This window comes from Streptomyces sp. NPDC001787, from assembly GCF_040297465.1.
In the GTDB taxonomy this organism is placed as follows: domain Bacteria; phylum Actinomycetota; class Actinomycetes; order Streptomycetales; family Streptomycetaceae; genus Streptomyces.
Window position 1 is genome coordinate 55,965 of sequence record NZ_JBEOZE010000033.1, and the last position, 19,447, is coordinate 75,411.

The following is a 19,447-nucleotide window of genomic DNA, read 5'->3' on the forward strand; positions in this document are numbered from 1 at the left end:
GCGGGTTGAGGGAGTGCTGGGGGACGACGCGGAGCTGACTGCCGCGGTGCTCGCGGCACAGGACGGGGACGAGGACGCCTTCCGTGCTGTGTACCGCGCGGTGCAGCCGCGGCTGTTGGGCTACATACGGACACTGGTGGGGGAGCCGGACGCGGAGGACGTGGCGTCCGAGTCGTGGCTGCAGATAGCCAGGGACCTCGGCCGGTTCAGCGGTGACGCCGACCGGTTCCGCGGATGGGCGGCCCGGATCGCGCGCAACCGCTCCCTGGACCATCTGCGGATGCGCAGCAGGCGCCCCGCCATCGGCGGCGACGAGTCCGAACTGACCGGCAGACCGGGCGACTCGGACACCGCGGGCGATGCCATCGAGGCGCTGGACACCGACCGCACCATGTCGCTCATCGCCCAGCTGCCGCAGGACCAGGCCGAGGCCGTCGTGCTGCGGGTGGTGGTCGGCCTGGACGCGAAGAGCGCGGCGCAGACCCTGGGCAAGCGGCCCGGTGCCGTACGTACCGCCGCGCACCGTGGCCTGAAACGGCTGGCGGAGCTGCTCGGCGCGGACCCGTCGCAGGAGCCGGGGGACCGGACACCGGAACCGGACGGGACCCTCGGCCGGGCGGCGGAGCAGGGGCCGGACGACGGCGCAGGTCAGGGCGGAGCCGGGGGAGCGGAACTGAGCGCTCTGCCCGCGCAGCGCCCCGGACGCCATGGTTCGGCGGCACCCGCCGGTGTTACTCCCGGTGTGACGCATTCACGCCCGTGGACGCAGAAGGACATGTGATGGCCGACGAGCACTACGAGTGGCTTGACAAGGACGCGGCGGAGAAATTGCTCCGCGGCGAACCGGTCGTACCCGTCGGCGATCACGCCCGCACCGACGCCCTGCGGCTCACCCGGGCGCTGGGCGAGGCCCGGTCCGCCGCCCGCCCGCGCGGCGGTGAACTGCCGGGTGAGGACAGGGTGCTCGCCGCCTTCCGGCAGGCGGGCCACGGGGCCGGGACGAACGCCCGCGCCGCGAGGAGACCCGCCGCCGCGGCGTACGGACAGCCCGGACTGCTGGACTCCGTACGGATCGGGGGCGCGGGCCCCGTACCGCCCCGCCGCCCGCGCTGGAGCCGCCCCGTGCGGTTCGGCCTGGTCGTCTCGCTCGCGGGCTGTGCGCTCGGCGGGGTGGCAGTCGCGGCCGGAACCGGAATCATCACCGGGCCGTTCGGCGGCCGGGACACCCCGGCGCCGGCGGCCTCCGTCTCGGCCGCCGCCTCGCCCGGGGAAGTGGGCTCCGGGCTGCCGGACGACGACGGACCGTCCGTCGGCACGTCCGCTCCCGCCGACCCCGGCGCCACACCCGACGCCTCCCACTCGCCCGGGGACGGGCGGACCGGGGTGGACGGCACCGACCGCAGACGCACCGACGACGGCACGGGGACCGGGACCGCCACGGGCAGCGGCGGCGGCACGCACCGGCCGGACGGCGCCGGACCCACCGGTGGATCGGGGGACGACGCCGACGCCGAGGACCTGCCCGACGGCTCCGGCGACGCCGCGTCCGGCAAGTGGTACGAGAAGTCGGTCAAGGCCTGCCGGGACTACCGCGACGGCAAGCTCGACGAGACCAGCAGGCGCCGCCTCATCCGGCTGGCGAAGGGTGAGAAGAACCTGGAACGGTTCTGCGAGCGGCTCCTGGACGAGGCCGACGGGGACGGCCAGGGCGGCGACGGCGGGAACGGCGACGGCGAACCGGGGGAGGGCGGCGGCAACGGCGGTTCGCTCCCGGCGATCTCCTTCCGCACGCAGCCCGCGGGAGCCGGTACGGGCCCGGGTGCCGGAGCGGCCCCGGGCGCGGGGACGGGCTCGTTCGCCGGGCCGGCCGGTGGTCAGGAAGGCGCCGCCGCCTCGTCGGCGGCCCCGCAGTCCCTGGCACCGAACGCCTCGGCCACCCGCTGACCTGCGCTTTTCGCTTCGCCCGGAAGGGCCCTGCCCACAAGGTGTGACGTTTTTCGGCGGCGGGGCGCAGTACAGAGTGAGCCGACTGGTCATCGGCGGCGCCATGAGCCGGGGTTCCCCCCGTACCTACGGCTCGGCGCATCGGCGCGGGCGGGACATGTTCCCCCGGTCCCGTCCGCGCCCCCTTTCCCCCGGCCGCCGGCGGCGCCCGCTACCAGTAGATGACGACCTTGTCGCCGTTCTTCACCTGCGCGTACAGCGCGGCGATCTTCCCCTCGTCCCGGACGTTCACACAGCCGTGCGACGCGCCGCTGTAGCCGCGGGCCGCGAAGTCCGAGGAGTAGTGCACCGCCTGACCGCCGCTGAAGAACATCGCGTACGGCATCGGCGAGTCGTAGAGCGTCGAGACATGGTGCCGGGACTTCCAGTACACGGCGAACGTCCCCTCGCGGGTGGGTGTGTACTGCGAGCCGAAGCGCACATCCATCGAGGAGACGACCCGGCCGTCGATCATCCATGACAGGGTCCGGCTGTTCTTGCTGATGCACAGGACCCGCCCCGTCATGCACCGCTCGTCCGGCTCGGTCGCCGGCCGCTCGGTCGGCGGGTCCAGCTCCGCGGCCGTCGGCGTCCGGGTCATGCCGAGCAGTTTCTGCCAGGTGACGGCGTCGGTGCTGCCGGTGCGGTCGAGACCCCGCTTGCCCTGGAAGGACTGGACGGCCGTGACGGTGACGCTGCCGTAGTAGCCGGTGGGGGTGCGGTCGAAGTGGCCGATCTGGCGGAGCCGGGCCTGGAGTTCCCGTACCTGCTTGCCCTGTGACCCGGTCTTCATCAGGGCCGCCGGCCGCGGCGTGGGCGGCGCGGTGCTCGGCTGCGGCACGGGTGCGGTCGCCGAGGGCGTCGCGGTGGGGCCGCCGCCCGGCTCGGCGTCGTCGGAGGGAGTGGCGAAGGGGCGCGGGGTGGGGCTCGCCGTCGGGCCGCCGGAGGCCGGGGCCGGCGGTGGCACCGGCTCCGTACCCTGGGCGGCCTGGGCCCTGCAACCCGCCGCCAGCGCGGTGACGGCGAGCACACCGACCGCCGCCCGCGTCGCGGAGGAGCGCCTCCCGCGGCGCCGTCGCCCGCCCGGACCGACGCCGCTCACCCCGCTCACCCCGCCCGTACCGCCGTCGCGGATCGCGCCGCTTCCCCTGCTTCCACCGTCTGCGCTGCCTGTCATCCTCGGTCCCCCTGCTCGCCCGGTGTTCCGGTGTCCCGCCCGGTGGTTCCGGTGTCTCCTTGGACGGATTCCCGCCCTGCCCGGTTGCCGAATCCTGCGCATGATGGGAACGGCGCGTCCAGACCGGTACGGGGTCCTGTGAGCAAGGTCCCAGCCGGTGGCCCTCCACCGGTCGCGCGGGCGCCGCTACAGTCCGTCGCGAGATTTGTTACCAATAGGTAGCTTGAAGGGGAGGCACATCAGATGACGCGAGAGTCCGAGTCGGGACTGCCCATCGAGCCGGTGTACGGGCCGGACGCGCTCGACGGCTGGCGGGCGGACCGGAAGCTCGGCGAGCCCGGCGCGTACCCCTTCACCCGCGGTGTCTACCCGACGATGTACACCGGGCGGCCCTGGACGATGCGCCAGTACGCCGGTTTCGGCACCGCCACCGAGTCGAACGCCCGCTATCAGCAGCTCATCGCCAACGGCACCATGGGCCTGTCGGTCGCCTTCGACCTGCCCACCCAGATGGGCCACGACTCCGACGCCCCGATCGCCTCGGGCGAGGTCGGCAAGGTCGGGGTGGCGATCGACTCGCTCGACGACATGCGCGTCCTGTTCGGCGGGATTCCGCTGGACAAGGTCTCCACCTCCATGACCATCAACGCCCCCGCCGCACTCCTGCTGCTGCTCTACCAACTGGTCGGCGAGGAGCAGGGCGTCCCCGCGGACCGGCTCACCGGAACCATCCAGAACGATGTGCTCAAGGAGTACATCGCCCGCGGCACCTACATCTTCCCGCCGTCGCCCTCGCTCCGGCTGATCGCGGACATCTTCAAGTACTGCCAGGCCGAGATCCCCAGGTGGAACACCATCTCCATCTCCGGCTACCACATGGCCGAGGCCGGGGCCTCGCCCGCGCAGGAGATCGCCTTCACCCTCGCGGACGGCATCGAGTACGTCCGTACGGCGGTGGCGGCGGGCATGGACGTCGACGACTTCGCCCCACGCCTCTCCTTCTTCTTCGTCGCCCGCACCACGATCCTCGAAGAGGTCGCCAAATTCCGGGCCGCCCGCCGGATCTGGGCCCGGGTGATGAAGGAGGAGTTCGGCGCGAAGAACCCCAAGTCGCTGATGCTGCGCTTCCACACCCAGACCGCGGGCGTCCAGCTCACCGCCCAGCAGCCCGAGGTCAACCTCGTCCGCGTCGCCGTGCAGGGCCTGGGCGCGGTCCTCGGCGGCACCCAGTCGCTGCACACCAACTCCTTCGACGAGGCCATCGCCCTGCCCACCGACAAGTCCGCCCGCCTCGCGCTGCGCACCCAGCAGGTCCTCGCGTACGAGACGGACGTCACGGCCACCGTCGACCCGTTCGCCGGGTCGTACGTCGTCGAGAGCATGACGGACGACGTGGAGGAGGCCGCCCTCGGGCTGATGCGCAAGGTCGAGGACATGGGCGGTGCGGTCAGCGCGATCGAGCGCGGTTTCCAGAAGGGCGAGATCGAGCGCAGCGCGTACCGCATCGCGCAGGAGACCGACAGCGGCGAGCGCGTCGTCGTCGGCGTCAACCGCTTCCGGCTCGACGAGGAGGAGCCGTACGAGCCGCTGCGCGTGGACCCGGAGATCGAGGCCCAGCAGGCCCGGCGGCTGGCCGCGCTGCGTGCCGGACGGGACCAGGAGGCGGTCGACGCCGCGCTGGCACGGCTGAAGACGGCGGCGGGGGGAACGGACAACGTGCTGTACCCGATGAAGGACGCGCTCAAGGCACGGGCGACGGTGGGCGAGGTCTGCGACGCGCTGCGGGAGGTCTGGGGGACGTACGTGCCCACGGACGCCTTCTGACGTCTCCCCGGCGTCTGGGGGTCACTTCCCGGCGTCTGCCGGCGGCTGCCGGTCTCTTCCCGGCGTCTGCCGGCGGGTTGCCGGTGTCCCCCGGCGCGCCCCCTGCTGTCTCCCGCTGTCTCCCGCAGTGAAACGCCTGGACGGAGTGTCGTACCTCCGTGCGACACTCCGTCCATGCTGGGTGTCACCGATCTTCCGACCTATCTCGCCGGCCTGGTGCTGATCGTCCTTCTGCCGGGGCCGAATTCGCTGTACGTGCTCTCCGTCGCCGCCCGGCGCGGTGTACGGACCGGCTATGTGGCCGCAGCCGGTGTCTGGACCGGGGACACGGTCCTGATGACGCTCTCCGCGCTGGGCGCCGCCTCCCTGCTCCAGACCACTCCGCTGCTGTTCACGCTCGTCAAGTACGCGGGAGCGGGTTATCTGACCTGGCTGGCCATCGGGATGCTGAGGGCGGCGGTGTCGCTGTGGCGCGAGCGGCACCGGCGGGTGGCCGAGCTGACGGACGAGGCCGGGGCGCCGCAGGCGGCGGCCGAGATGGAGCGGCCCTACCGGCGGGCGCTGGTGGTCAGCCTGTTCAACCCGAAGGCGATCCTGTTCGTGATCTCCTTCTTCGTGCAGTTCGTCGATCCCGGCTACGCCTATCCGGCCCTGTCCTTCCTCCTGCTGGGCACGCTGCTCCAGTTCGCCAGCTTCCTGTACCTCTCGATGCTCATATTCGGGGGCACCCGCCTGGCCTCCGCGTTCCGCCGCCGCAAGCGGCTCTCGGCGGGGGCCACTTCGGCGGCGGGCGTGCTGTTCCTCGGATTCGCGGCGAAGCTCTCGATCAGCAGCGTCTGACCGGCGGGTCCCGGCAGTCCGGCGGTATCCGGCAGTCCGGCGGTATCCGGCCGACGGGACCGGCCGGATACCGGCCGTCCGCCGGTTTCAGTGGTGCCAGGCCTGCCCGCCGACGTTGTGGATCATCCGCTGGAGGACCTTGAGCGCGGCCACGAACTCCTCGGGCGGGATGCCGTCGTGGATGTCCGCGCCGGCCCGCGTCACGCCGGCCAGCGCCCGTTCGCGCAGTGCGTGCCCCTCGGCGGTCAGCCGCAGCCGGGTGTCCGGTGCCTGGGTGACCAGACCCTGCGCGATCAGGGCGTCGACCTCGGGCTCCAGGCTGTCCCCGACGTCCAGGTAGCCCTTCAGCATCGTCACCAGCTCCTCGCGGACCCGGCCCTCCCCGTCCGCTTCGCCGAGCTGGTTGAGGACCCACCACGGGGGCTGGGTCAGACCGTGCTCCGCGAGCGCGGCCCGGATGTGTGTCACGGCCGCCTTGTGCGCGGCCCAGGCCCAGTAACCGATCGGCTGGCGGGCAAGACCCGCGTCATCGTGTGAGTAGTCCATGGCCCGAACGTAGGACCTCAACCATTCTTGAGGTCAAGGGGTGTCCGGGAGAGGGCGCCCCGCAGCAGCGGGGTGAACCGCCGCTCCACGAACCGGTGCAGCAGCCAGGCCAGCGCCAGCATCGCCGCCACCGTCAGCGCGAACGTCCCCCAGGCCGGTACGCCCAGGCCCCGGTGCAGGGCTCCCACGACCACCCAGCCGAGGTGCTCGTGCACCAGGTAGAAGGGGTACGTCAGCGCCCCGGCGACCGTCAGCCACTGCCAGTCGATCCGGTTCGGGGCCCCCAGAGCGATGGCCGCGACCGCGACGAAGCCCGCCGTCACGACCAGGACGATCACCGTGGACGAACGGTAGGAGAAGGCGTCCGGGCCGGCCGGGTGCCACAGGTCCGCCACCGCGTAGTGCTGGCCCAGCAGCCAGCTCACCCCGACGATGCCCCAGGCCGGCGCGTCCCGGCGGTCCCGGTGCACGAGATAGAGCCCGATACCGCCGATGAAGTACGGGGCGTACTCCGGCATCAGCAGCACATCGAGGAACGGCTCGCCCGAGGCCTTCGCCAGTGCCGCCGCCAGCGTCCACACGGCGCAGAACAGCACCACCCGCCGCCGGTTCGCCCCGGGCAGCACGACGCACAGCGCGAACAGGGCGTAGAACCGCACCTCCGCCCAGAGCGTCCAGCACACCCCCAGCACCCGGTCCACGCCCAACGGCTGCTGGAGCAGCGTCATGTTGACCAGCGCGTCACTGGGCGACACCGCCTCGTACGCCACCCAGGGCAGCGCGAAGACGAGGGTCACCAGGACGAGCGCCACCCAGTACGCGGGCATCAGCCGGGAGACCCGCGAGGCGAAGAACGCGTTCAGCGAACGGCCCCAGCCGCTCATGCAGATCACGAAACCGCTGATCACGAAGAAGATCTGCACCCCGAGACAGCCATAGGCGAACCAGCTGTGGGCGGTCGGGAACTGCACCGCCGCGGAACTGCCCCACGCCTCGGTGATGTCGCCGCCCCGGCCGCCGTAGTGGTAGCCCGCGACCATCAGCGCGGCCAGCAGCCGCAGTCCGTCCAGGGCGCGCATCCGGACCTTCGGCCGCGCGGGCGACGGGTCCCGCGGCAGGGCTCCGGACGATGTCTCCGGGGTGCCGCGCGGGGTGCTCAGGGGATCGGAGAGCGGGAGCGTGGCGGCGCGGGCCGCCGTGCCCGCGTCCTGCGGTGTGATGGTCAAGGCCACTCCATTTCAGCCGGTGCGCCGCGTCAGCGTAGGGCGCGGAGAGGGGCCAAAACGCCCGGGAAGCAGGCAGTTTCCCGGGTCGACAGGGCGAGTTCATCCAAGGGCCGTCCAGGTTTCCTACGGTGACGCGAAACCGAAACCCGCTCTGCGGACTCCCGCCCCGCTCCGTTCCTCCGGAGACGGGCGGCACGGACGTCCGTGACCGCCGTACGCAACCCACGCCCCCATTCCCCCACGGGCACAGACGCTTGGAGCGCCATGACGAAAGCCCGCACCCGCCGGTTACGGCAACGTGACGCGGAGGTCCCGGCCCGTCCCGAGGGCGATACGTCAGCGGCAGCCGACGTCACCCCCACCGATCTGGAGACCTGCCTGCGCGCCTGTGCCGCGCACAGCGGCAAGCTGGTCGCGGGTCTGGACCGGCGCCGTACGGCACTCGCGGAGGCGCTGCGTCAGCTGCTCGCCGCCCACGCCGCCTCGGCCCCGGTCGCTCCGGCACCCGCGCTGTCACTGCTCCGGCGGCCCGGCAAGGAGCCGGCGGGCGCGGGTGCCGTCCTCGGCGACCATCTGATCGACCCGCTGCTCGCCGTCGGCAACAAGGCGCTGGACTGCGAGTACGAGGACGAGACCAAGCTCGCCCTCCTCGTCGCGGACACCCTGCTCACCCAGCGCAGGCGCTCCCGGGGCGGCTGGCGGCTGCGGGCCCGCATCCTGGAGTCGATGGGCGCGGAGAGCGCCGCCGTCGCCGCGTACGAGCGCTACCTCGCGCTCACCGAGGACGACGGGTTCGGTGTGGCCGCCAAGGTCGCCGGACTGCGGGAGGGCGCCCGGCTCCAGGCCGAACTGCTGTACCGGCTGGCCGAAGGCTGCCCCGAGGCCCGGGAGTTCGCCGAGCGGCCCGTCACCGAGTCCTGGGCCGAGGGCCTGGAGCGGCGGGCGCGCGGCGACCGGCCCGGCGCCAGGGCCCGGCTGATCGGCGCGCTGCTGGCCCAGAGCCGTGACGGCACGCCCGTCACCGAGGTGCAGGAGACGGTGTCGCAGTACCTCGGCCTGGCGCGCGAGGCCGCCGGGATGCCCGGCAGCGGTGGCGGTACGTACGCGGGGACCTGCGGTCCCGGCGCCGCAAGGCGGACCGACCCCGCCGACCCCGCCGCTCCCTCCGAACTCGCCGCTCTCTCCGAACTCACCGCCCTGTACGCCGAACAGCGCAGGATCCGGATGCGCGGCCCGCTGGACGACCCCTCCTTCGGCGGCGTCCAGTGGCTCACGCTCGGTGAGTTCCGCAACCGCATCGCGGGCAAGTCGATCTGTCTGATCGCCAACTCGCAGCGGGTCGGCATGAGTTCGCTCGGGGACGAGATCGACGCCTACGACTTGGTCGTCCGCTTCAACTCGTACCGGATCGACCCCGTGGCCACCGGCCGGCGCACCGACATCCACGCCGGCATCCACAAGCACGGGTTCAACTGGGACCAGCGGGTGGACACCCGGCTGATCTTCGGCGGCGTCTCCGGCGACTGGAAGCACTCGCTGCGCAACCGGCTGGTGCCCGGCGCGCAGACCTGCCTGGGCGACGAGACGCTGCGCTGGCCGATGCGCGACATCGGACGGGTCGGCACGGAGGACTGGCCGGCGATACCCACCACCGGGTTCAACATGCTGTGGCTGCTGGACTTCCTGGACGTCAGCCCGCGACTGGACCTGATCGGCTTCGACTTCTACGAGAGCGGCGCCTACCGGCTGCCCGGGGCGATGAAGATGCCCATCACCGCCGTGCACGAGTACACCAGCGAGAAGGCGTGGGTCATGGAACGCGCCCAGAGCGTCACCGATACGAGGATACGACTGCGATGACGGCTCCCACCCCCGCGAACGCGCTCCCCGGGTCCCCCGCGAACGCGCTCGGCGGAACCCCCGCCAACGCGCTCACCGGCAAGCGCCGCGTCGCCTTCGCGAGCTTCGTCGACGAGAACTACCTGCCCGGCTTCCTGACCCTGCTCCGCAGCCTCGCCCTTTCCAACCCGCAGGTCTGCGAGGACTTCCTCGTCCTGCACGACGGGCTGCGCCCCGCCTCGGTCGCGAAGATCCGCGCCCTGCACCCGCGCGTCGACTTCCGGCGCGTGGACGCCGACCACTACGACACGTACGCCAAGGGCGACCAGGACAACTACCTGGTGCGCAAGGCCTACTTCATCCTCGATGTGTTCCGGGTGCGTGACTACGACACCGTGATCACGCTGGACACCGACATGGTGGTCCTGGACGACCTGGGCGAACTGCTCCAGCTGCGCGACGGCCTCGCCGCCGTCCCGCAGTTCTTCTACGGGCAGCACAAGCTCAACAGCGGGCTGCTGGTCATCCAGCGCGAGTATCTGAGCGACGCGTTCTGCGCCGAGCTGGACGAGGTCGGCCGGGCCGGTACGTACGAGCTGGACAAGCACGACCAGGGCATCCTGAACGCCGTGCTGGACGGTGACTTCCTCCACCTCGACGCCCGCTACAACTTCGTCAAGCGGCGGCTCTCGGGCGACCTCCCGGTCCCCGAGGGCACCGCGATCCTGCACTTCACGGGGCGGCACAAGCCCTGGCAGGGCGGCGAGGCGGGGTACGGGGAGGCCGAGGCCCGCTGGCACGCGTACGAGCTGTCCGATGCCGACTTCCACGCCGCGTACCTGGCCGCCAACACGCCCAAGCACCACGACCTGCTGGTCCACTACGGCACCCCGCACGTCCTGCGCACCGGCGATGTGGAGAGCGCCCGCAGGGTCGCCGCCGCCCATATCGGCGCGGGGGAGTACCAGGAGGCCGCCGACCTGCTGGGCCGGGTCCGTATCCCGGTCGACGAGGCCTGGCCGCACGAGGTGCTCGGGCACGCCCTGATGAGCGTCTCCCGCTGCGAGGAGGCCCGTGCCCAGCTGCTGCTGGCCACCGCCGCGCCGAACCGGGCCGCGACCGCCTTCGGCCGGCTCGCCCAGATCGCCTGGATCCACGGCGACGACGAGGGTGCGGCGGGCTATGCCCGACAGGGGCTCGGTGTCGACCCGACGCACCGGGCGAACCGGCTGATGCACCTGCGCACCACCGGCCTCGTCCCGCCCGCCGAGGGTCCCGCCTCCGGCCAGCTCGCCCATGTCGCCTTCTACATGGAGCACCAGGGCAACGCGGGGGACAAACTGCTGCCCGAGAGCGTACGGCTGGCCTTCGGCCAGGACACCGGGCCCGGACGCTGGCACTCCGTCCACGCCCACCGCCTCTTCGACGAGGCGGCCCTGGAACGGGTCAACGACCGTCGCGGCCTGGTCATCGGCGGCGGCGGGCTCTTCATCCCGGACACCGCGCCGAACGGCAACAGCGGCTGGCAGTGGAACGTGCCGGACGGGCTGCTGGAGCGGATCGACGTCCCCGTCATGGTGTACGCGGTCGGCTTCAACGCCTTCGACGGCCAGGCGTACGGGCACGGCCGCGACCGTTTCCTGTCCAGCCTGCGCACCCTCGTGGAGCGCTCCGCGTTCTTCGGGCTGCGCAACCACGGCTCGATCGGGAAGGTCCGCGACCTGCTGCCGCCCGAGCTGCACCACAAGGTGCGCTTCCAGCCCTGCCCGACCACGGTCACCCGGCAGCTGGTCGACGGCTGGCAGGACCCGGCCACCCGCGAGGACACCATCCTGGTCAACGCCGCGTACGACCGGGCGGGACTCCGCTTCGGCCACGACTACGGGCACTTCCTCGGCGAGATGGCCACCGCCGTCACCGCCCTGGGGAAGCTGGCCGAGGTGAAGTGTGTCGCGCACTCGCTGGACGACGAGCGGATCGCGTTCGACCTGCGGCGCGAGTACGGCATCTCGCTGCCGGTCATCCCGATGTACGACTTCGACAACGACGCGATCCGGGACACCTACGCGCGTACGAAGCTGGTCATCGGCATGCGCGGCCACGCGGGCATGATCCCGTTCGGCTGCGGGACGCCGGTCGTCAGCCTGATCTCGCACCCCAAGATGGCGTACTTCCTGGCGGACATCGAGCGGCCCGAGTGGGGCGTCTCCGTCCATGACCGGCACCTGGGTGCCCGTCTCACCGAACGGGCGGCCGGGCTGCTGGCCGACCACGCGGCGGCGGTGGCCGATGTGCACGGCCGGCAGCAGGAGCTGTGGAAGGTCACCGAGGCGAACGCGGCGGACCTGCGCGTGATCCTGGGGCGGTAGGCAGGGCCGACGGGAGACAGGGGCGGCGGTAAGCAGGGCCGGTGGTTACGCAGCGCCGGTGGGAGACAGGGCGCGGCGGGAGACAGGGGCCGGCCGGCGGGATTCGTCGTACGAACGGCCGCGGGGCGGGACCGGACCACCGGACCCGCCCCGCCGGACGCCGGCCCCCGCCGGACGCCGGCCCCCGCCGACACGCGCGACGGCCAGCCGCGCGACGGCTACCCGCGCACCGCGCGCCGCAGCGACCGCGCCCGCTTCGCCACCCTGCGTACCGTCGCGTTGCGCGGCAGGAACGCGAACTGGGACGGCACCGCCCCCGGCAGCGCCAGCGCGGTGAGCCGGCGCCGCTTGAAGTACCGCCAGGTCACCGGCGTCAGCCGGTCGGAGAGATACCGCTCCGCCTCCGGCCGCAGTTGCGGGTATATCCGGGGCTGCATGGCGAACCCGACCGCCCGGACCAGCGCGGACACCTCCGGCTCGGCACCGTCCGAAGGCCGCTGCGCCAGCACCGCCGCCCGGTCCCCCAGTTCCGGCAGCAACGCGTCCACCAGGGTGACCGGCATCCGGTTGCTGTTCTCGTACGGGGCGAGCCGGTCCAGCAGCAGCTCCGTGCCGACCCGGGCGACCGGCAGCCCGTAGAACGCGGACGCGGTGAGCAGCGCCGTGGAGAAACAGCCGACGACCAGCGCGGGCCGCATCCGCTCGTAGAGGACCTCCGCGAGGACCGGCGCGGTCAGGATCCCGGCGTCCAGCACGGTCAGTTCGGCACCCAGGCGCTCCGCCTCCGCCTCCATCGCCCTCGACCACTGGGCCGGAGCAGTCGGATGCGGCTTGAACACCAGACGGGTGTGGCCGAGCGCCACCGCGCCCCGCATCATCCGCAGGTGCAGGTTCTCCTCCTCGGCGGCGGAGATGAGCCCCAGAGCGGAGAGGTACTGGCCCAGCAGCAGCGCGGGCGCCTCCACCGCCGGCAGGCCGGCCGGCACACCGGCCAGTTCGGCCAGCACCGCGCGGAAGGCCTCGGTCCGCACGATCTGCGGCACCACGCCGAACTCGGTGAGCAGCAGCGGCTCCAGACCCGGCACCAGATCCAGATGCAGCAGCCGCCCCACCCGCGTCCCGACCAGCGGGTCGATCTTGTTGCGGGTCGGCCCGTAGCTCATCAGCCCGTCGGCGTACACATCGACCGGCGCGCCGGAGAAGATCTGGGCGATCGCCATGGCCGGGTTGACCTGGATCGACTCGACGGCCAGCTCGACCTCGTCCTCGCCGAGGCCCCAGGCGAGCCGCAGATACCGCTCCCACAGGGGTACGTCGTCGGGGCGCGGCGCCCAGCCGCTCGGGTGGAAGGGGGCGATGGTCCCGTTCCAGGACACCACGTCGTCGAATCGGCCGCGCAGCCGCTCGAAGCCCGGCATCGCGTCGAGGGACGGGGTGGTCTCCGGGATCGCGGCGTTGTTGCAGACGAGCAGGATGCGGCGGTCGGCCGGTGCGAAACAGCCGGTGTCCAGGGCGGCGGCGAGCGTGGCCGCGCCGTAGAGGGTGGAGGCGGCGAAGATCTGGGTGGTGCGGCGGTGCGACGGGGACAGATTCATGCTGCCGCGGCCTCCTTCGCGGCGACGGGCCGCCGGCGCAGCCGGCGCAGCAGGGTCGCGCGCTGGACGTCCATGGAGTCGAGCGCGTCGTCCAGCACCGGCTGGGGCATGCGCTTGAGCGCCGCCGCGCTGAGCGATTTCAGGGTGCGGGCCACGGGCGGTTCGAACCTCTCGATCGAGCTCATGTGATGGGAAATGATCGCGCAGTACGTGCGTACCGCCTTCGGCAGCAGCACTTCCGCGTCGCGGTCCTCCGCGGTTTCCCGCACGACCTGGTCGAAGGAGCGAATGAAATCGAGCTGACGCACATCACCGATCTGTGTCAGAGAGGAAGCCACCCCGCGCCGGTAGAAAATTCCCAGCATTCCGAGTACCGCGAAGGACTCCGCGCTGCGGTGCAGCCGCCAGATCCACGGCCGATCCTCGGCCGTGCGCAGCCCGTCGGTGAAATGCAGCAGCCCGCGGTCCAGCAGCCGGCGGTGGTAGAGGCCCGCCCAGGCGTACGGATAGTCCACCGACGTCGACCGGTCGGCGGGCAGGATCGCCTCGCGCGGGTCCATCACCCGCTCGCGCCCGCCGTGCGGGACGCGGTGCACCGTACGGCTCGTGCCCTCCACCTGGACATGGTCGGTGCGCACGAAGTCACAGCCCAACGCCTCGGTACGGGCCAGGAGTTCGGCGTAGTGGCCGGGCGCCAGCCAGTCGTCGCCGTCCAGGAAGGCGAGGTACTGGCCGCGCGCCGCGTCCAGGCCCGTATTGCGGGCGGTGGCCAGCCCTCCGTTCCGCTCGTGTCTGAGCAGGACCACCCCCGGGATGTCGTCCTGGGCCCGGCGCAGGATGTCCGCCGTCCCGTCGGTCGAACAGTCGTCGACAAGGATGAACTCGAAGTCCTCACGGGCATTGGCCCGTAGGCTTCTGAGCGTGTCGGGCGCGTATGTCTGCACGTTGTAGAACGGCACGATGACGGAGAGCTTAACCACCCGCATCACGCTAGGGCGGTGCCCGGCATTTGCCTTGTCCCCAGGGGGGATGATCGGTGAACGGCGAATGTCGGAATGATGAACCAGGGCGAATCCCGGGCCGATTCGCCAAGCGTCGGCGGGCTGTTAACCATTTGTTGCCGCTCCGTTGGGCCGCCCCTTCACCTGCTTTCCTAACTTCTACGTCGTGCCCCCACGTACCAGCAATACGGCCGATCCGGCCGAAACCGCCGCCGCGGACACCGCGGCGCTGCGGGTGGCCGTCCTCGCAGACTCCGACACCCGGTGGAAATGGGGCGCGCTCACCGCGCGCCGTCTGACCGCCGCGGCCGGCGCCGCCGCACGCCCCGTACAGATGAGCGGACTGCTGCTGCGCGGCCGGGCCACCCCCACCCCCCGGCAGCTCGCCGAGGTCGGCGAGGTCGGCATCGACGCCGGCCGGGTGCGCGAGGTGACCGCCGTCGAGTTCCTGCACACGGTGCGCGAGGAGGCGTACGACCTCGTCGTGCTCTCCCTCGTCGGCGGCGGGGTCCAGGCCATGCTGCACGGCCTCGCCGCCCTCGCGCTGCCCCGCAGACCCGTGATCGTCACCGGCTATGTGGGCGTCGTCTACGAGAAGCTGGCCGACGGGCTCCTGCTGCGGCACGGCGCCGATGTCGTCCTCGCCAACTCCCGCCACGACGCGGAGCGGTTCCGCGCGGTGTACGAGGGAGTGGGCGCCGACGCCTCGGCCGTCACGGAGGCGGCGCTGCCCTTCCTCGGCGGCGAGCCGCACCGGCCCCAGGAGGGCCGCGACACCGTCGTGTTCGCCGCCCAGCCCTCCGTACCGGCCTCCCGCGCCGACCGCACGTACCTGCTGCGCAGGCTCGTCGAGCACGCCCGGCTGCACCCGCGCCGCGAGGTGCTGCTGAAGCTGCGCTCCAAGCCGGGCGAGCACACCACGCACATCGAGGAGCTGCCCTACCAGCGCCTCGCGGAGAGGCTGCCCGGCGGGCTGCCGCCCAACTTCCGCCTGGTGTACGGGCACATGGGCGAGGTCCTGGACCGCACCGACCTGCTGGTCACGGTCTCCTCGACGGCCGCGCTGGAGTCCCTGCACCGGCGCATCCCGACCGCCGTCCTCACCGACCTCGGCGTCCGCGAGACCCTCGGCAACCACCACTTCGTCGGCTCCGGGCTGCTCACCTCCTGGGACCGGCTCGACGGCGGCTTCCGTCCGCGGCCCGACGAGGAGTGGCTGGCCGGCCAGGGAGTCGCCGCCGACGGCTCGTACGAGGGCGCCTACGACCGGGCCCGCGCCACGGTCGGCGCGCTGCTGGAACGCGGCGACCGGCTCCCGGCCCTGTCCCCCTACTACACGCCCGCCACCGCCCCCGGCTATCTGCCCGGCATCCTCGCCCGCCACCACCTGGCCCCCGACGGTCACCCGCTGCCCGGCGCGGCGGCCCCCCAGGGGACCGGCCGGGTACGGGGCGCGGTGCGCGAGACCGTACGCAACGCGGCACGCGGCGCCTACCGCCAGGGCGTCCAGCGGGTGGCCCCCGTGATCCGCCGGATGGGCGAGCTGTGACCACCACCTCAGGAGCATCCATGACGCCGCCACAGACCTCCCCGACGACCCAGGACCCCGCGCGGACACCGGCCCGGAACCCCTCGAAGCCCACCGTGCTCGCGGTGATCCCCGCCCGCGGCGGGTCCAAGGGGGTTCCCGCCAAGAACCTCGCCCAGGTCGGCGGCGTACCGCTGGTCGCCCGCGCGGTCCGCGCCTGCCTCGGCGCCCCGGAGGTCAGCGACGTCGTCGTCACGACCGACGACGCGGCCATCGCCGAGGCGGCCCGGACGGCGGCCGAGACGTACGGCGCCGCCCACCGGCTGCACTGCGTCCAGCGCCCCGAAGCCATCGCCGGGGACACCGCCACCAGCGAGGCGGCCGTCCTGCACGCCCTCGACGCGTACGAGGCCATGCACGGCCGGAGCGTGGACGTGGTGCTGCTGGTCCAGTGCACCAGCCCGTTCGTCACCCGCGAGGACATCGACGGCGTCGCCGTCGCCGTCGCCCGCGAGGGCGCCGACACGGCGGTCACCGTCGCCCCGTTCCACGGCTTCGTGTGGCGCGACGGCGCCGCGGTGGAGGAGGGCAGCTACGGCGTCAACCACGACAAGGCCGTCCGCCCCATGCGCCAGGCCCGCCCCCAGGACCTGCTGGAGACCGGCGCCGCCTACGCCATGGACGTGGCGGGCTTCCGTGCCCACCGCCACCGCTTCTTCGGCCACACCGCGCTGGTCCGCACGGACCCGGCACGGGTGCTGGAGATCGACGACCCGCACGACCTCGACCGCGCCCGCGCGCTCGCCCCGCTCCTGGACCCGGCCCCGCTGCCCACCCGCGCGGACATCGACGCCGTCGTCCTGGACTTCGACGGCACCCAGACCGACGACCGGGTCATGATCGACTCCGAGGGCCGCGAGACCGTCTCCGTACACCGGGGCGACGGCCTGGGCATCGCCGCGATGCGCCGGGCGGGCCTCCCGCTGCTGATCCTCTCCACGGAGCGCAACCCGGTCGTCGCCGCCCGCGCCCGCAAGCTCAAGGTCCCCGTCCTGCACGGCATCGACCGCAAGGACGAGGCGCTCAAGCAGTGGTGCGACGAACAGTCCATCGCCCCCGAACGCGTCCTCTACGTCGGCAACGACGTCAACGACCTGCCCTGCTTCGACCTCGCGGGCTGGCCCGTCGCGGTCGCCAGCGCCCATGACTCGGTACGCGCCGCGGCGCGCGCCGTCACGACCACCCCCGGCGGGTTCGGCGCCATCCGCGAGATCGCGGCCTGGCTGCTGGGCCCCACCCTCACCACCACGGCTCCCACCCTCACCACCACGGTCCCGGCCGTTCCCACGGTCCCCACCGTCCCCACCAAGTAAGGAACGCACCACCATGAACACCTCCCGCCTGCGCACCTTCGGCACCCGCACCGCCGGCCCCGGCCGCCCCGTCTACATCACCGGCGAGATCGGCATCAACCACAACGGCGACCTCGACAACGCCCTCGCGCTGATCGACGTGGCCGCCGAAGCCGGCTGCGACGCCGTCAAGTTCCAGAAGCGCACCCCGGAGATCTGCACCCCGCGCGACCAGTGGGACATCGAGCGCGACACCCCCTGGGGCCGGATGACGTACATCGACTACCGCCACCGCGTCGAGTTCGGCGAGGACGAGTACCGCACCATCGCCGAGCACTGCGCCAAGCGCGGCATCGACTGGTTCGCCTCCCCGTGGGACACCGAGGCCGTCGCGTTCCTGGAGAAGTTCGACGTCCCCGCGCACAAGGTGGCCTCGGCCTCCCTCACCGACGACGAGCTGCTGCGCGCCCTGCGCGCCACCGGCCGCACCGTCATCCTCTCCACCGGCATGTCGACCCCGCGCCAGATCCGCCACGCGGTGGAGGTCCTCGGCTCGGACAACATCCTGCTCTGCCACGCCACGTCGACGTACCCGGCGAAGGCGGAGGAGCTGAACCTGCGGGTCATCAACACCCTCCAGCAGGAGTACCCCAACGTCCCGATCGGCTACAGCGGCCACGAGACCGGACTGCAGACCACGCTGGCCGCCGTCGCGCTCGGCGCCACGTTCGTCGAGCGCCACATCACCCTGGACCGCGCCATGTGGGGCTCCGACCAGGCCGCCTCCGTCGAGCCGCAGGGCCTGACCCGCCTGGTCCGCGACATCCGCACCATCGAGGCCTCCCTCGGCGACGGCGTCAAGAAGGTGTACGAGTCGGAGCTCGGCCCGATGAAGAAGCTCCGCCGCGTCGCGGGCGTCGTCGCCGAGAGCGACGCGGCCCCCGAGCCGGTCGCGGTCTGAGCGCCGACCGGTGAACCTCGCCTTCGTCGAGAGCCCGGTCCAGCTCCTGAACGTCCTGGAGTGGGCCCACGCCATGGGGGGAGGGGACCCGGCCGCCACCACGGTCGTCGTCCTCCCCCCGGTCGACCCGATGTCGCGCGGCCAGCTGCGCAGGATGGCGGAGCTGGCCCGCGACGAGGGCATCACCGTCCGCTGGCAGGAGGCGCGCGGCGAGTCCGGCGCGCCTCTCAAGGCCCTGCGCGCCCTGACCGGGCTGGTCAGGCGGGCGGACCACATCGTGATCGGTGACCCGTTCTCCCGGTACGTACAACTCCTGCTCACCCTGGTCCGCGCCCCGCGCCTCACGGTGGTCGACGACGGCACGGCCACCATGGAGTTCGTCGCCCAACTGGCCCGCGGCGAGCGCCTGGTGCGCTGGCACCGCCGGGGCAGCAAGGGGCCGCGCGAACTGGTCCTGGCCCCGGTCACCGCGACCGCCCGCCGCCGCTTCACCCCGACGGCGAACCGCACGGTCGAGGTGTTCACCGCCATGCCGGTCCAGGCCCCGCCCGGCATCACGGTCACCGCCAACGACTTCTCCTGGACCCGCACCCGCTTCGGCCCGCCCCGCATCAGCAAGGGCGCGGACCTGGTCGGCACCTCCCTGGTGGAAACCGGCGTCGTGGACCCGGTCCCGTACCAGGAAGCCGTCGCCGCACTGGCCCGCGCCCACGGCGCGACCCGCTACTTCGCGCACCGCCGCGAGTCCGCCGAGAAGCTCCACGCCCTGGAGGCCGCCACCGGCCTGGAGATCGTCCGCCCGGACCTCCCCCTGGAACTCATCGCCCGCCGGGGCCCCATCGGCCGCACGGTCCTGAGCTTCCCCTCCACCGTCGTCCACACCCTCCCCCTGGCCCTGGCCGGCACGGGCGTCAAGGTCGCGGTCTGCGACATCGCCCCGGAATGGCTCCGCGACACGGCCTCCCCGCGCGCCCAGGGCTTCCTGAGCGGCGTCACGGAAACCGCCCGCGACGTACAGCGCCTCGCCCCGTGGCGGGCCACGGCGGTGACGGCGGAGGGGTGAGGGCGGGACGTCGAGCGGTGCGCCGCGTCACTTCTCGCGGCGGGGCTCCAGCATCCGGGTCAGCAGATTACGGGTGGCCCACGACGCCTGGACCGCCACTGATGACTGCGCGGCAGCGCCCCCGACCACAGCGGTCATCGGCG

The 19,447-nt window shown here is 72.6% G+C and carries 15 protein-coding genes; 10 read left to right on the forward strand and 5 right to left on the reverse strand.

Going from position 1 to position 19,447, the window contains the following annotated elements:
* Positions 1–13: 13 nt before the first annotated feature.
* A complete protein-coding gene (locus ABT170_RS32965; protein ID WP_329946438.1) occupies positions 14–781 on the forward strand; it encodes an RNA polymerase sigma factor in 768 nt (255 codons plus the stop codon).
* Positions 781–1,944, forward strand: a complete 1,164-nt coding sequence (locus ABT170_RS32970; protein ID WP_329946437.1) for a hypothetical protein — start codon at positions 781–783, stop codon at positions 1,942–1,944. The genes ABT170_RS32965 and ABT170_RS32970 overlap by 1 nt, the downstream gene beginning before the upstream one ends.
* 211 nt (positions 1,945–2,155) lie before the next feature.
* On the opposite strand, the gene ABT170_RS32975 is transcribed toward ABT170_RS32970, so the two are convergent.
* Positions 2,156–3,160, reverse strand: coding sequence for a L,D-transpeptidase family protein (locus ABT170_RS32975; protein WP_351873532.1), 1,005 nt, complete (start codon positions 3,158–3,160; stop codon positions 2,156–2,158).
* A 243-nt stretch (positions 3,161–3,403) separates the two neighbouring features.
* Here ABT170_RS32975 and ABT170_RS32980 point away from each other — a divergent pair, with 243 nt between their 5' ends.
* Together ABT170_RS32980 and leuE are read left to right on the forward strand one after the other, a co-directional pair.
* On the forward strand, positions 3,404–4,984 hold the full coding sequence (locus ABT170_RS32980) for an acyl-CoA mutase large subunit family protein (RefSeq protein ID WP_329946435.1): 1,581 nt from the start codon (positions 3,404–3,406) through the stop codon (positions 4,982–4,984).
* 174 nt (positions 4,985–5,158) lie between these two features.
* Positions 5,159–5,824 (forward strand): leucine efflux protein LeuE, encoded by a 666-nt coding sequence (gene leuE, locus ABT170_RS32985; protein ID WP_329946434.1) that lies wholly within the window; start codon positions 5,159–5,161, stop codon positions 5,822–5,824.
* Between the two features lie 87 nt (positions 5,825–5,911).
* Here leuE and ABT170_RS32990 read toward each other — a convergent pair whose 3' ends face one another.
* Complete coding sequence (locus ABT170_RS32990; protein WP_329946433.1) at positions 5,912–6,370, reverse strand: MarR family winged helix-turn-helix transcriptional regulator; 459 nt, start codon at positions 6,368–6,370, stop codon at positions 5,912–5,914.
* A 17-nt stretch (positions 6,371–6,387) separates the two neighbouring features.
* On the reverse strand, positions 6,388–7,488 hold the full coding sequence (locus ABT170_RS32995) for an acyltransferase family protein (protein WP_351873584.1): 1,101 nt from the start codon (positions 7,486–7,488) through the stop codon (positions 6,388–6,390).
* A 372-nt stretch (positions 7,489–7,860) separates the two neighbouring features.
* Between ABT170_RS32995 and ABT170_RS33000 the strand changes: the two genes are divergently transcribed.
* Together ABT170_RS33000 and ABT170_RS33005 are read left to right on the forward strand one after the other, a co-directional pair.
* Positions 7,861–9,456, forward strand: coding sequence for a hypothetical protein (locus ABT170_RS33000; protein WP_351873537.1), 1,596 nt, complete (start codon positions 7,861–7,863; stop codon positions 9,454–9,456).
* Entirely contained in the window at positions 9,453–11,804 is a 2,352-nt protein-coding gene (locus tag ABT170_RS33005) for a glycosyltransferase (protein WP_351873539.1), read from the forward strand. The genes ABT170_RS33000 and ABT170_RS33005 overlap by 4 nt, the downstream gene beginning before the upstream one ends.
* A gap of 218 nt (positions 11,805–12,022) precedes the next feature.
* Here ABT170_RS33005 and ABT170_RS33010 read toward each other — a convergent pair whose 3' ends face one another.
* Positions 12,023–13,399 carry a polysialyltransferase family glycosyltransferase gene (locus ABT170_RS33010; protein ID WP_351873542.1) on the reverse strand — a complete coding sequence of 459 codons (1,377 nt, stop codon included), beginning with the start codon at positions 13,397–13,399 and terminating at the stop codon, positions 12,023–12,025.
* The gene (locus tag ABT170_RS33015; protein ID WP_329946429.1) at positions 13,396–14,379 is read right to left on the reverse strand and encodes a glycosyltransferase family 2 protein; all 984 of its coding nucleotides are present in this window, start codon (positions 14,377–14,379) and stop codon (positions 13,396–13,398) included. The genes ABT170_RS33010 and ABT170_RS33015 overlap by 4 nt, the downstream gene beginning before the upstream one ends.
* 187 nt (positions 14,380–14,566) lie before the next feature.
* Between ABT170_RS33015 and ABT170_RS33020 the strand changes: the two genes are divergently transcribed.
* Genes ABT170_RS33020 through ABT170_RS33035 form a run of 4 tightly spaced genes read left to right on the forward strand, consistent with a single transcriptional unit; the run spans position 14,567 to position 19,304 of the window.
* A complete protein-coding gene (locus ABT170_RS33020; RefSeq protein WP_329946428.1) occupies positions 14,567–15,949 on the forward strand; it encodes a DUF6716 putative glycosyltransferase in 1,383 nt (460 codons plus the stop codon).
* A gap of 20 nt (positions 15,950–15,969) precedes the next feature.
* Positions 15,970–17,301, forward strand: a complete 1,332-nt coding sequence (locus ABT170_RS33025) for a cytidylyltransferase domain-containing protein (RefSeq protein WP_329946427.1) — start codon at positions 15,970–15,972, stop codon at positions 17,299–17,301.
* A gap of 13 nt (positions 17,302–17,314) precedes the next feature.
* Entirely contained in the window at positions 17,315–18,241 is a 927-nt protein-coding gene (locus tag ABT170_RS33030; protein WP_326679269.1) for an N-acetylneuraminate synthase family protein, read from the forward strand.
* 10 nt (positions 18,242–18,251) lie between these two features.
* Positions 18,252–19,304: a hypothetical protein gene (locus ABT170_RS33035; RefSeq protein ID WP_351873548.1), complete on the forward strand. Its 1,053-nt coding sequence runs from the start codon at positions 18,252–18,254 to the stop codon at positions 19,302–19,304.
* Positions 19,305–19,447: the final 143 nt, after the last annotated feature.

Excerpts from the sequence above, each read along its gene's own strand:
- leuE (WP_329946434.1), top strand. The coding sequence starts at position 5,159 with ATGCTGGGTGTCACCGATCTTCCGACCTATCTCGCCGGCCTGGTGCTG.
- ABT170_RS33000 (WP_351873537.1), top strand. The coding sequence starts at position 7,861 with ATGACGAAAGCCCGCACCCGCCGGTTACGGCAACGTGACGCGGAGGTC.
- ABT170_RS32975 (WP_351873532.1), bottom strand. The coding sequence starts at position 3,160 with ATGACAGGCAGCGCAGACGGTGGAAGCAGGGGAAGCGGCGCGATCCGC.
- ABT170_RS33005 (WP_351873539.1), top strand. The coding sequence starts at position 9,453 with ATGACGGCTCCCACCCCCGCGAACGCGCTCCCCGGGTCCCCCGCGAAC.
- ABT170_RS32970 (WP_329946437.1), top strand. The coding sequence starts at position 781 with ATGGCCGACGAGCACTACGAGTGGCTTGACAAGGACGCGGCGGAGAAA.
- ABT170_RS33025 (WP_329946427.1), top strand. The coding sequence starts at position 15,970 with ATGACGCCGCCACAGACCTCCCCGACGACCCAGGACCCCGCGCGGACA.
- ABT170_RS33010 (WP_351873542.1), bottom strand. The coding sequence starts at position 13,399 with ATGAATCTGTCCCCGTCGCACCGCCGCACCACCCAGATCTTCGCCGCC.
- ABT170_RS32990 (WP_329946433.1), bottom strand. The coding sequence starts at position 6,370 with ATGGACTACTCACACGATGACGCGGGTCTTGCCCGCCAGCCGATCGGT.
- ABT170_RS33030 (WP_326679269.1), top strand. The coding sequence starts at position 17,315 with ATGAACACCTCCCGCCTGCGCACCTTCGGCACCCGCACCGCCGGCCCC.
- ABT170_RS32980 (WP_329946435.1), top strand. The coding sequence starts at position 3,404 with ATGACGCGAGAGTCCGAGTCGGGACTGCCCATCGAGCCGGTGTACGGG.